Annotated in this window: 13 protein-coding genes; all 13 read left to right on the plus strand. The window is 37.4% G+C overall.

What is annotated here, in order from left to right; all coding sequences use genetic code 11:
* The first annotated feature begins 50 nt into the window (after positions 1 to 50).
* The 13 genes from HOP45_RS02730 (at position 51) to HOP45_RS02790 (ending at position 12,519) form a co-directional block, all read left to right on the plus strand.
* Entirely contained in the window at positions 51 to 368 is a 318-nt protein-coding gene (locus tag HOP45_RS02730; protein WP_181347379.1) for a hypothetical protein, read from the plus strand.
* Between the two features lie 4 nt (positions 369 to 372).
* The gene (locus HOP45_RS02735; RefSeq protein WP_181347380.1) at positions 373 to 618 is read left to right on the plus strand and encodes a hypothetical protein; all 246 of its coding nucleotides are present in this window, start codon (positions 373 to 375) and stop codon (positions 616 to 618) included.
* Positions 619 to 809: 191 nt separating this feature from the next.
* Positions 810 to 1,613: a hypothetical protein gene (locus HOP45_RS02740; protein ID WP_181347381.1), complete on the plus strand. Its 804-nt coding sequence runs from the start codon at positions 810 to 812 to the stop codon at positions 1,611 to 1,613.
* A gap of 168 nt (positions 1,614 to 1,781) precedes the next feature.
* Positions 1,782 to 2,297, plus strand: coding sequence for a hypothetical protein (locus HOP45_RS02745; protein ID WP_181347382.1), 516 nt, complete (start codon positions 1,782 to 1,784; stop codon positions 2,295 to 2,297).
* Positions 2,297 to 4,108, plus strand: a complete 1,812-nt coding sequence (locus HOP45_RS02750) for a DNA primase family protein (RefSeq protein WP_181347383.1) — start codon at positions 2,297 to 2,299, stop codon at positions 4,106 to 4,108. Before HOP45_RS02745 ends, HOP45_RS02750 begins: the two co-directional genes overlap by 1 nt.
* A gap of 265 nt (positions 4,109 to 4,373) precedes the next feature.
* On the plus strand, positions 4,374 to 4,901 hold the full coding sequence (locus HOP45_RS02755) for a recombinase family protein (RefSeq protein WP_181347384.1): 528 nt from the start codon (positions 4,374 to 4,376) through the stop codon (positions 4,899 to 4,901).
* Positions 4,898 to 6,577, plus strand: a complete 1,680-nt coding sequence (locus tag HOP45_RS02760) for a recombinase family protein (protein WP_181347385.1) — start codon at positions 4,898 to 4,900, stop codon at positions 6,575 to 6,577. The genes HOP45_RS02755 and HOP45_RS02760 overlap by 4 nt, the downstream gene beginning before the upstream one ends.
* A 21-nt stretch (positions 6,578 to 6,598) precedes the next feature.
* Positions 6,599 to 6,886: a hypothetical protein gene (locus HOP45_RS02765; protein ID WP_181347386.1), complete on the plus strand. Its 288-nt coding sequence runs from the start codon at positions 6,599 to 6,601 to the stop codon at positions 6,884 to 6,886.
* 280 nt (positions 6,887 to 7,166) lie between these two features.
* Entirely contained in the window at positions 7,167 to 7,481 is a 315-nt protein-coding gene (locus tag HOP45_RS02770; RefSeq protein WP_181347387.1) for a hypothetical protein, read from the plus strand.
* A gap of 16 nt (positions 7,482 to 7,497) precedes the next feature.
* On the plus strand, positions 7,498 to 8,265 hold the full coding sequence (locus HOP45_RS02775) for a hypothetical protein (protein ID WP_181347388.1): 768 nt from the start codon (positions 7,498 to 7,500) through the stop codon (positions 8,263 to 8,265).
* A gap of 22 nt (positions 8,266 to 8,287) precedes the next feature.
* Complete coding sequence (locus HOP45_RS02780) at positions 8,288 to 9,604, plus strand: hypothetical protein (protein WP_181347389.1); 1,317 nt, start codon at positions 8,288 to 8,290, stop codon at positions 9,602 to 9,604.
* A 437-nt stretch (positions 9,605 to 10,041) separates the two neighbouring features.
* The gene (locus HOP45_RS02785) at positions 10,042 to 10,884 is read left to right on the plus strand and encodes an alpha/beta hydrolase (protein WP_219914461.1); all 843 of its coding nucleotides are present in this window, start codon (positions 10,042 to 10,044) and stop codon (positions 10,882 to 10,884) included.
* Positions 10,885 to 11,154: 270 nt separating this feature from the next.
* Positions 11,155 to 12,519, plus strand: a complete 1,365-nt coding sequence (locus HOP45_RS02790) for a sigma-54 interaction domain-containing protein (RefSeq protein WP_181347390.1) — start codon at positions 11,155 to 11,157, stop codon at positions 12,517 to 12,519.
* Positions 12,520 to 12,633 lie beyond the last annotated feature (114 nt).

Genomic DNA, 12,633 nt, shown 5'->3' on the forward strand with positions numbered 1-12,633 from the left:
GAGAATGTATTACTGACCCTCTTAATGTGTGAGGGATAAGGAGGAGAACAATGAGTTATTTTGGTTCGGAAAACTTTTCTATTTTTATGTGGAAGCAATATGAAATCGATATTGATGAAGAGCAAGTTGGAGAAGAAAGTATTTTGTTGTATAAAGAAGAGTTAGATGAAGGCCTTGTTTCTAAGGAGATGTTGGAATTCACCCCAGACCTAGTATTGGTACAAACGTGTTCCTATGAAACAAAAGTAAATGAGTGGATAGTTAGTGTGGCTGCAGATGCCGATACTAACTATCCACTCTTTTTAATTTGCTTGAAAGACGGTAAAAAGATTTATGAAGAACTGCTGTCTAGGGGTGAGGAGGAATAGAGAAATGACTAACCATGAAGTTATTATGGATGCAAAATGGTACAGGACAATTAGTGAATTAGAAGAACGTTCTTATCAAGAGGTTATGTTTGATATGGAGGACATTTCATTTGCGTACTTTTTAGCCAGAGACGGAATTAATGAAATAGAAATAAAAGTATGTCTTGAAAGTAGTAGCTTCTACCAAAGAGATATTGGTTGCGAGGATTGGTGGTATGTTGATTTTATAGAACCAACCATTTATCAGTGAGGGGTAATAATGAAGGGGAATAACCATCTATTTCCCTTCTTTTCTTATTAAATCTCCCATCGACTAGCTTAATATAGTAGGTTGAGACATCAATTAATATTATTAGAATGGAAGATGTAGTAAAATAATTGACTAGACTAGGATTGTATTTTTTTTGCTTCTCCCTACTAACCTAAGACAGGAGATAAGATATGAATTTAAAAGAGACGGTTACAATGTACCAAATTTCGAAAGAACTTGCATTTGAAAGTAATAAAGACTTTGTGATGAAAGAAGAGGGACTTGTGAAAATAATAGAAGAAAGGAGAAATTCGTTTGACAACTTCAAAAATGACCAGGTGAGAAAATTAACAGTACTTCTCCAGGTTAAAGGGATAGATAAAAACGCAATAAAGAGTGGCAGAGAGTTTGCCATACCACTTGATTCAAAGAAATACATAAAATATTTACTTTTAAACTTTACTTCGCCAGCAGTAAAAGCAATTAGAGATTACGGATTAGAAAGTTTACCTCATTCCCAATGGAGGGAGTTAATAAATGGGCTGGTTGAATATAGCACGAAAGATATTACGGATAAAAATCAAAAAGAGAAAATCAGAAACAGGATTTTTGCAGAGCATCAATATTTTTCAGCTGAAAATCATAACCGTTTAATTGATAAATTTAGTTGGTTGTTAAAGAAGGCAGAATTGAGGTATGGAGCCTTTGAAAATTTAGGTCATAGTACAGGGCCCGATGGTTTAACTGATGAAAGCGCAGTTTCAAGATTACTTAATGAAAATGATGTAATGGAACTGTATGACTACTTGGAGAAAAAGATATATCAGTGCTTTATTGAATTCGATGAAGTGGTAGATACCTTTAGTGAAATTCGACATGAGGAAGTTGAAGATAAAGTAATCCAAGCTATTGATGAGGATGAAAATCCCAATAGTATAACCTATGAAGATAGTAAAATTGTGTTGGAAAACGCTCTAAGAGAGCTTCATAAATAATGTATAAAATTAGCCGCCATATTCTATGGCGGTTTTTTGTTTGTTTTTAATTAGTAGGGGGGGAGAAAAAATTTTTCCTCCCCTACTAATTGTTTTTTTATTCCCTTGATATGATTTATTACAGGAAGTGATTAACAAAGAAAAAATTAATTAATGGAGGTAAAGCAAATGCATGTCACAAGAGAAAGAAATAACCACCAAGTCGCAGTATCATCTTTAACCAAGTCAAGGAACGACCATTATGACGGTGTCAACGCAATCTATCGTCTAGCAGCTCAGGTTCCGATTCCTAAGGGGACTTCTTCTGATGGAATGCAGAGACTAATTAAACGATTAGTAAGGGACCTTTCAGTTCAGAGAGTGCTTGCGAATCGAATCAACATTCATGAAGGAGTATTAGAGATTGACTTCTATCCTAAAGGTTTTCAAATGGTAATGACTAGAGGTCAATACGCTGGTTTGCAACTAGAGTTCGCAGAGTTCCTTAATCAGTCAAATATCTCTGGAATAAGTATACAAGATGGGTGTTACATGGATGACCCTGAATGCTCGGTAAGAACAGTAAGTAATGAAAGTATTAATTTTTTCCCGGAGTTTAATTACAAGTGCTTTGGAGCACCTGAAAACGAACCTATCGAGATAATTAATTGCTGTTTATTTAAGGCATATGGGGAGGTGGCGTAGTGGCCCTAAGAAAAGTAAAGAGACCTGAACTAAAAGGTGAAAAAGCATTCAATGAGCGGAGAAGAAAAGAAAGAAGCTTGGAAAATAAGCAAGAGAAGTCTATGGATGTTGTAACTAAAGACGACTCCAAGGGACCAAATGAACCTAATTCCAAGAAAGATTTTTTAAGTAAATACTCATTGAGCAACATCAGATTGCTTAAATCATCAGATTACCTTAAAAACTTGCTACAGGAATTAGAAGATAAAAATAAGCTCAGCTTGTTAATAACGGCTGTAAATATGGTTGCGAGGGAGGGAGAAAGAAAAGCTCTCTTTTCAGCTTTAATGGAATATGCCCGTGAACTGCCTAGAAGTACGTCAATTGAGATTTTTGACTCAACTGAACCTATATGCGAGTCGTTAGTCCCAGGAGATTTACTACTAGAACTGGAACAAACCTTAAACGTTGGGAAGGCAGAAGAAAGAGGTTTTCTCTATGACGAGAAAAAGAACCGCTATTTCTTCAATGCCAATGTTTTTGCAAGACATTTTTTAAAGAGAAGTCATGTTCGTTCAACAAAAGGTGGAAGGCTTTTTCTATACAACCAAAAGGGAGTATATGAAGAGCTTTCTGAAGTGAATCTTGGGAACATAATACGGCAAGTAATGCATGAAGGTATAAGTAACAGTTGGAAGAGCACGTATGAAACAGAAATATTTAAAGTTCTGCAACGTGAAGCACAGATGGTTGATGAAATGGACTCGAAACGTAATTTCATCAATGTCAAAAATGGCATGGTTGACCTTTCTACTTACAAATTAGTGGAACATTCTCCTGACTTCAATTCTACAGTTCAAATCCCAATCTACTACGATATAGAAGCAATAGCACCTAAGTTTGAGAGATTCATGAGTGATATTACGCTCAATGACGAAGAACTAGTTGCTGTTCATCAAGAATTGATTGGATACTGGCTTACTGGAGAAACGAAAGCGGAAAAAGCGGTCTATTATTACGGAAGTGGAGCCAATGGAAAAAGCGTGTTGGCTTCCGTTGTAACCCAATTAGTTGGTTCACAGAATGTTAGCAATGTGCCACTATCCGACTTTAATGTACCCTTTGGTTTGGAGAACATAATTGGAAAGTCTCTTAACATTTCCGCTGAGAACGAGATGGGTGGTAAAGCACTCAAAACAGAGAATTTCAAAGCAATAGTAAGCGGAGATAAAATGAATATAAATATCAAATATCGTTCTCCTATCAGTTATCGTCCATACTGTCGTCTAGTCTTTTTAGTCAATAATCTACCTGACTCCTCAGATGTAACAGCAGGCTACTTTCGAAAGGTTATGATTGTTCCATTCTCTAGGACCTTTAAAAATAAAGAACAAAACGTTTACTTAAAAGAAGAACTGCTGAAAGAACTTCCCGGAATATTTACATGGGCACTTATTGGCCTAAAGCGGTTGAGAAACAACAACTATAGATTTAGCCCATGTAAAGCGATTGAAGAAACCGAACGTACTTACATGGACGAGCAAAATCCGGTGAGAGATTTTTTTCACTCACATGTATCTTTGGAGGAAGGAGCACGCACTAAACAGTCGGATTTTTACAACATTTACACTAAATGGTTACAAGTGCAAGGGATTGACGATAAGGGAACCAAATCACGTCAGGTATTTTGGCGTTATTTCAAAGTAATTTTAGACAATGAAGATATTCCCATTGTAAAGAAGAAAGTTAAAGGAACCATTTACTTTGATGGTATGAAGGTAAGGGATATAGAGGTTTATAAGCCCAATTCTCTAAATGGAATCTTCACTTAGTTATAAGGGGGAGTAGGGGGCGTGGGAAAATAAAAAAACATGGTAAGATAACCGAACATAAAAAACACCTAAAGAAGTTTTGTTTAAGCTAACCACCCTTCCCCCCTGTATCTTACACGGAAATAAAATATATATTATTACATTGAATAGGAGAGCTCTATCATGGAAAAAAAAGAAGCAGTATGTGAATACGAAAGCCTAGTAGATATGCTGGCAGAAATGGTTACAACCTACCTAACTAAGCAACCAAAAGGAGAGGGTATGAATGAATAATCCAAATGAAATTGCACAGCAGAATCTGCCAAACATCGTGATTTACTCTAGAGATTCTTCCAAGTCACACCCATTAAAACAGAAACGTCAAAAACAAAGTGTCCAAGAATTGAAAGCAATGTATGAACAAGCAGGATATAGTATCAGTAATATCTACTTAGAACCTTTTTTAACATCATATGAGAAAGAGCGGCCAGTTCTACAGCAAATGATTAAGGATGCAGCTAGTGGCTTGTTCCATGTTGTCCTTGTTTGGGATGTTTTCACACTTGCTTCTAATGGAGAACAGCTCCAACAAATAGAAAGAGAACTTACTAGTTATGGAGTTGAGATTTGTTCATCAACCGAAGAGTTCGATACATCTACTCATAAAGGAAAAAAAGTGTTTGAGTGCATGTGTAAACTACTAAATACTGACCATCTATATTTTTCAGCGTTGCAAAGTATCCCTTTGTCACAAGTAGCACGTTGGTTTTTAGAAGATGATAGCAAGAAAAATGTGGGGGGGAGAAGAACATGAAGAATGTATTGAGCAATACGTTGAATAATTCATCACATGTAACAACAAAGGTAGCCGCTATATATGTCAGAGTTTCTACAAAGGAACAGGCAGAGGAAGGTTATAGTATTGATGAACAGGTTCGGACGTTGAAAGAGCTTTGTGAACGTGAGGGATACAAGGTTTTCAAAGTCTATAGTGACAGAGGGATAAGTGGCAAGGCTATGAAAAACAGACCTGGTTTACAAGAATTACTCAGGGATGCTAGTCAAAAAGCATTTAATACAGTTTTGGTTTGGAAGCTAAATCGTCTATCCAGAAAGAGTTTGGACCTTTTAAGCGTTATTGATTTATTGAAAAAGAATAACATAGCATTCCGCTCCGCTACCGAAAACTATGAAACTGAAACTCCAGGAGGAGTCTTGCAGTTTCAAATGATGGCAGCTGTTGCAGAATTTGAAAGAGCTAATATAGCTGAAAATGTAAAGATGGGGATGAAGGCGAGAGCCAGAGAAGGGTCTTGGAATGGGGGCCAAGTGTTGGGCTACGATGTAGTAAGCACTCCTAGTGAAAATAATTATAAGAGGAAGTTTTCTAAACTTGTTCTTAACGAATTAGAAGCTCAAACAATCCGTAGGATTTTCAGTCTCTATACAAGTGGAATTGGATATAAATCAATCGCTAATAAGCTAAACAAAGAAGGGCATCGGACTAAAAAAGATAAAGATTTTTCTATAAACGCAGTTAGAACCATCTTAACCAATCCCCTTTATGCAGGCTATATTAGGTACAACGTTCGTAGGGATTGGAATGAAATGAGAAGAAATAATATTAACCCTAACCCCATCATTGAGAGAGGACGGCATGAGCCAATTATCTCTGAAGAAACATGGGAGAAAACAAAAAGTATAATGAAAAGTCGAGGCGGCCGCCCAAACCGTATTCATAGTGGTGAGTTCCCCTTGACGGGTATTTTAAAGTGTCCTGTCTGTGGAGCAGGGATGGTCATAGGAAGGACAACAAATACGAATAAAGATGGAACGAAGAGGATACTTGAGTATTACGTGTGTGGAGCTTGGAAAAATAAAGGTACAGCTGTATGTCGTTCCAATAGTATTAGAACAGATTATGCGGATAAGTATGTACTTGAAAAGCTATCGAACATTGCTAAGAAAGACAAGCTGATAAAAGACATTGTTGATAAAATGAATAATGGAAATCTAGAAAGGCTGGCTCCTCAAAAACATGAATATGAAACACTCAAGAAAAAATTAGAAGCTATAGAAGCTCGTAAGGATAAAGTATTGGGGTTATATGAGGAGGATATAATTACGAGACCAGAACTTTCAAGTCGATTAACTAAGATTAACGAAGAAAAGGAATCCCTAGAGGTAAGGTTATCACCACTCGCACAGCAATTGAGTCAGGATAGTCAACCGGAAATTTCATTTGATATGGTAAGGGAAGTGATGAAGAACTTTGTGCAGGCATATAAAGAATCTATGTCCCGAGAACAAAGGAAGCACTTACTGCACCTACTCATTGATACGATAACGGTTGATGAAGATAGAAAGATTGAAACAATAAGGATTCAACTTAATAAGCAAGTAGCAAGTCACTTCACCATTAAAGGGGGAGCAGATTCATCCATTAGCGATGAGTTTGCTCCCCCTTTTTCTGTGTTTTTAGATATTTAATACCTAAATGGAGGGGTTTTAATGAGCGTTATAGATGTATTTTGGGAATTTATTTATGAGCATCATCCTCAATTAGCTTTTAATGATTGGTTGGTGGATAGTCAACTTATGAACGTCGAGGAAATAGTAAACGCAGAAGTCAGAGAACTAATTCCACACCGTCTAAAAGAGGTGAATTGTATAGTCTATTTCTATGAAGGGGGGACAAAGAACGTAGTTTACTTATTGCAGGACAAGCAAGGCAAGCAGAATATTGCTATCGGATTACTAAAGAATGATGAATTGGTGGATGCAGTCAATTTGTCATAATGCCATAATCAAAACCTTATAAGATGTTCCGTTGAGAATTCACCCTAGGCGTATTCTCTTTTTTAATGGAAAAAACCAATTTTAGGAGGTGATTTTATGAAAGCTGTGGAGTTATTTAAAGCAGGAGTAATGTTTGGTATTTCAATCTATGTGTATGTAAAAGAGCAATTATAAATTGAAGAGAAGGGATGGAAACCTATGCAATATTTCGTGATAGGAACTGCTGTTGGTATTGCTGTATGTGTGATAGTTATTCATAGCAGAGGGTAGGGGGAGAAGTGTGATAAAAATTCATAGTTATAGCGAACTGTTAAAGGTAACTTCAGTACTTCCGGGTGAGTTTGCTAAGTATATTGAAAAAGAGTTTATTCATTTATATGAGTATTTAGGTTATGAAGAGAAATTGGGGGAGTTTATACTCCCTACCTATCAAGCTATGATAATATTGGATTATAAAGCAGAAATAAACCAATTATTAACAGAAAAAAAGGATATAGAATTTGAAGAAGAAGTTATATTCTCAAATTTTACTGTATTAAGGTTCGGTGTCTTTCAAGTTGAAGATGTGCAACTTTGCTACTGCATAGTAAATTAATTTCAAATAAGGAAGGGTGTTAGCAATAGATAATGTAGACTCATCTATTCTAAATCGTTTACGTGAAGAACCTCCAGAAGGCTGTTCTGTTGTACCGGGAAGCACACCAGTAATAGCTTTCGGAAGATTTAAGCATGCAGAAGTAGCAACTATAAGCTTGAATCCTAGTCATCGTGAATTTGAACTTGTCAGAGGTCAAAGAAGGTTTCATACATTAGAAAGCTTAGGGGTTAGAGAGCATAACGAAATTACAGAATCACATGCTTTACAAATACAAGACTATTGCGAAAGATATTTCGAACGACCAGGAATTGTCTACAAAGATTGGTTTGACAGAGTATCTGACTTCTTAAAAGCGTCAAGTGGTTATGATTATTATGATGGAACAGCATGTCACCTTGATTTAAGTCAGTGGGCCACCAGTGAAGTGTGGGGGAGATTAACCTCGAAACAGAAAAAATCCTTAGTTAGTACAAAGGATTTGTTGGCAAGTATATTAAGTAATGGGAACATACACACGTTATATTTAAATGGAAAAACTACGTCTAAAGAAATATTTAAATACTTGAAAGTAAGTCCGAAAAAAGTAATCCTCCGTAACACTATTCAAGGGGGAAAATCTATGCTTAAATTGGAGGGTTATACTGCTGATATTGAAAAGATATCAGGTACACTGCTAAACTCTCCAATTAGATTAATAGGTTGGAATTTATACTTGAAATATACTGATACAGAAGGTATTGAAATGCTCTCAAATTGGGTGAAAAACCAAACCCAACAATGAAAATTTTACTGAGGAGATTTTTATGAAAACAAGATTTGAAAAATGGATAGATGAGAACAATGTTAAAGGAGACGCTAAAGACCTTTTCAACGAATCGGTTCTATGCTATAAAATATCTGCATATAGGGCATCTTTCATTATGGGGTATTTAGGGCTTCAGACCATCCTAAGGGAAAGGTTACTTAACGCTCAAAACAAACCCGATAATATCCCTCAAAAGATGTGGACTGATAGATTAAATGATTTAAAGGATGAAAAAATTTGGGACAGTACAGTTTTTGATTTTGTAAATAGGCAAAGCCCGGATAATCCGTTCTTAATTAATGATGATATTAGAACTCAATATTCCTACTGGAAAACAATTAGAAATGATTGTGCTCATGCTAAGAATAATATTATTAGTTATCCACATGTTGAATCATTTTGGTTGTTTATTGAATCTAATTTAAGCAAATTCGTAGTAAATGGAGGAAAGAGTGGACTTTTAGAAAAGATTAAAAAACACTACGATTCAAAATATACACCTCCAAATACAGATGTTTCACCACTAGTAAGGGAAATTCCTCATGCAATGACAAATGGGGATATATCTTTGTTTCTGAAAGAAGTGGATGATTATTTTGAAGAAGAAACCATTAGTTTCGAGGTATTTGATGGTGATAGTATTACTTATCAATTTTGGAATTATATTGCATACTCACCTTCTCAAGTATTGAGAGAAGGTTTCCTGGAATTCATTAAGAGTGATTGGGATATCTTTAGAAAATACATTGTGGTTTTTGAAGATAAATTAAATGAAATCTCAAGCGATGATAGTTTTATTAGAGAGTTCTGGAAAGATGAAATATGGAAACTATTCATTTGGCAAGACACTGACGGATGGAAGATGGTAAAACGGTTGGTAGATAATCAAATTATCCCAACTAATGAAGTAGATGATTTTATTAAAACATTGTTCAAGAAAACAAAAACAAAAAGTATTCCTGAAGATTTCATCATAGAATTCCTTAAAGATACGGAGTATTTTAACCTATTAAGAAAATTCTTGTTTGGTGAAAGAAAAATGTCAACACCACCTAATGGAATAGACTTTGCTAATAGAAGGTGGAAGTTAATTAGATTTTATTTGTTCCATATGCCCCTTGATGCTCTTATTGTTTCTGAGCTAAATAGCGCCTTTCTTGCTTCATCCTATGGAACATTTAATAGACAAATGACCGAACTATTTAAACAAGATGAGGATTTTAGTAGGCAGTATAAAGAGATACTTGAGGAGAAACAACTTACTGTTCCTTCCATATTGGAAGAGTCCGAAATAATGGAAGAGGATACTGATTAGATAAAGGGACCTTTTTAGGTCCTTTGTTATTTAAACCTCATTTAGATATATTACGGAGAACCGTATCATAAATAAGCGCAGTAAGAGATTATTGATACGTGATGTTTTCTCGCTAAAAAAATATAGTGTATTAATTGTATTACAACGGAATCAAGAGTAATAATAGCCGACCACCCATATGACCAATTTCATTTTAGTGAAATATACCTTTCACTATGGCTGTAAAAGTTAAATAAGGAAGTTTAATTGTATTGGCAGTAAATTGTTCAAACGTATAATTATTAAAAAAGTAGGTGGGGTTGTTGAAAATCTTGAAGATTTTTCTAATTATCGTATCGAGTAGCATTGTAATATATTTAGGAGTGGCATATGGATTAACACTATTTAACTCTGTATAAGAACCATCCGGTGATTTGCAAAACCTTAAGTTTAAGGATTTGGAAACGAATGGACAACAATCTAAAGAATTGGAGGAATATCAAACAAGAGATGGTTCCAGCTTGACTTACCGCTACTATGATTCAACTGCTGAGAACATTTTGATTCTTATTCATGGTTCGGGTTATCATAGTGAATATTTAGAACCGCTGGCAACGAATCTATCTCAAGAGGGCGTAGCTTCAGTTTATACTCCAAACTTGCGAGGACACGGACCAAATCCTGAAAAACGTGGCGATGTTGATTATTTAGGTCAAATTGAACAGGATTTGAATGACTTAATTGATTACATAAGGAAACGTCATCCAGAACAACCTATTATATTAGGAGGTCATTCAAGTGGAGGAGGCACTGTCATCCGTTTTGCAGGTGGCGAGTTTAGTCATAATGCAGTTAATCGGTATTTGCTGATTGCTCCATATATACATCATAATGCCCCAACAAATAAGAGTAATAATGAATGGGCTAATGTAAACACTCCACGTATAATTGGGTTAAGCATGCTCAATCAAATTGGAATCACCCACTTAAATGATAGGAATGTTATTTCTTTTAACATGCCGAATAACTATCGAGACAATACTGAAACATTAAGGTATAGTTATCGATTACAAACCTCTATGCATCCACGCCCAGACTACGAAAAAGATATTTCATCAATGGATGGAGAAGTGCTTGTTCTGGCAGGCAGTGGAGATAAATCTTTTAAAGCAGATCAATACGAAAAAGTATTTAATACGCATCCAAATACAGAAGTCATGATTATGGAAGGTTTATCGCATTTTGCTCCAATTAATGACAATGATGCACAAAATGAAATAGCCACATGGTTAGAGAACTAATAGTTAGTAATAATAAAGTAAGATATAAAGGGCAGCGGAGTTGGGGGAGCACGTCCCACATGCTCGAAGCTGTCAAGAAGCAGAAATCATAAAAGTGTAAGAGGTTTATGAGCGTTACTGCCGCCTCAAGTCATTCAAAAATTGAGTGACTGTGGCGGCTTTTTTTCATGGCATCAGGCTTATCGTCTAGTAAGCAGCGATGGCTTTTGATAAACTTTGATTAACACTGTAAACGCTATCAATCAATCGGATGGTCAGGAGTGTGAGCCGATGCTTACGTTATTAGAAGACTATCGTAACAATGTATTGGAAACATTGTTCGGAAATGTTGAGCACTGTATCGTCGTCGTCGATGCAGAGGGAAAGGTCTCGTATATGAATGAAAGCTACTGCCGCTTTCTGGCTGTAGATCAAGACGTCATTACGGGGCAGCATGTAACGGATGTGATTGAAAACACGCGGATGCATATCGTCGTCGAGACGGGAAAAGAAGAAATGGCCGACTTGCAGCAGATCCGGGGCGATTATATGGTCGCTCACCGCATCCCCTTATGGGAAGAGGGCGAAGTGATCGGCGCCCTTGGCATGGTGCTGTTCCGCGATACTGATGAATGGAAAATCATGAATTCCCATATTAAAGACCTTCTGCTGGAGCTGGAAACGTACCGCAGTCAAATGCAGCAGCAAAACGGGGCCAAGTATGCGCTGCACGACATCATTACCAGCTCTCCTGAGGTGCTGCAATTGAAGGAAACGATCCGTAAAACCGCCCATAGTGATGTGTCCGTCTTATTGCGCGGGGAAAGTGGGACGGGTAAGGAGCTGTTCGCTCATAGCATCCACCATTTGAGTGAACGCAGCACGAAGCCCTTCGTAAAAGTGAACTGTGCTGCCATCCCGGAGCACTTGATCGAAGCGGAGCTGTTCGGGTATCAAGAAGGTGCATTTACGGGGGCGAAAAAGGGTGGGAAGCCAGGGAAGTTCCAGCTCGCTCATGGCGGGACGCTTTTCCTTGATGAGATCGGGGATATGCCGCTGCATGCGCAAGTGAAAATATTGCGTGCCCTGCAGGAAGGCGAGGTGGAAGCGGTCGGAGCCGTCCATCCGCAAGACGTGGATGTCCGGATCGTTGCTGCGTCCAATCAGTCCCTTGAAACGATGATCAAAGAGCAGCGCTTTCGTGAGGATCTCTTTTACCGCATCAATGTCGTTCAAATTGACATCCCGCCGCTCAGAGAACGGACAGGGGACATCAAGATTCTCTCCAAATACTTGCTGCAAAAAGTGGGGGAGCGCACAGGCAAACGCGTCCAGGGTTTTTCTCAGACCGTGGAGGAGCTTTTTCAACAGCACCGTTGGCCGGGGAACGTGAGGGAGCTTGAGAATGTCATCGAATCCGCTGTCCACATGACCGATCATGAAACGATCGATTATGAGGACCTCCCGCACCACCTTCATCCGGACGGGCCGGTGACGGTAGAGGGCGAGTCATTGAAAGAAATCGTAGAGCACACGGAAAAACGGGCCATCCTGAAAGCATTAGAAGAAGCCGATGGCGACAAAAGCGTTGCTGCCAAGCAGCTCGGTATCGGCAAATCGAGCCTTTATGAAAAAGTGAAAAAATACAATCTGTGACCATTCCAGAATTCAAGAAACCATTCCGACATTCCGGAATGGTTTTTTAATGCGCTTATGTAAGGGTTTTCATTTTATTCAATCACACGATTCCGACATTACGGAAAATATGTT

Source organism: Thalassobacillus sp. CUG 92003, from assembly GCF_013618635.1.
Taxonomy (GTDB): domain Bacteria; phylum Bacillota; class Bacilli; order Bacillales; family Halobacillaceae; genus CUG-92003.

Coding starts and splice junctions, on each gene's coding strand:
- HOP45_RS02730 (WP_181347379.1), top strand. CDS start 51: ATGAGTTATTTTGGTTCGGAAAACTTTTCTATTTTTATGTGGAAGCAA.
- HOP45_RS02735 (WP_181347380.1), top strand. CDS start 373: ATGACTAACCATGAAGTTATTATGGATGCAAAATGGTACAGGACAATT.
- HOP45_RS02740 (WP_181347381.1), top strand. CDS start 810: ATGAATTTAAAAGAGACGGTTACAATGTACCAAATTTCGAAAGAACTT.
- HOP45_RS02745 (WP_181347382.1), top strand. CDS start 1,782: ATGCATGTCACAAGAGAAAGAAATAACCACCAAGTCGCAGTATCATCT.
- HOP45_RS02755 (WP_181347384.1), top strand. CDS start 4,374: ATGAATAATCCAAATGAAATTGCACAGCAGAATCTGCCAAACATCGTG.
- HOP45_RS02760 (WP_181347385.1), top strand. CDS start 4,898: ATGAAGAATGTATTGAGCAATACGTTGAATAATTCATCACATGTAACA.
- HOP45_RS02765 (WP_181347386.1), top strand. CDS start 6,599: ATGAGCGTTATAGATGTATTTTGGGAATTTATTTATGAGCATCATCCT.
- HOP45_RS02780 (WP_181347389.1), top strand. CDS start 8,288: ATGAAAACAAGATTTGAAAAATGGATAGATGAGAACAATGTTAAAGGA.
- HOP45_RS02790 (WP_181347390.1), top strand. CDS start 11,155: ATGCTTACGTTATTAGAAGACTATCGTAACAATGTATTGGAAACATTG.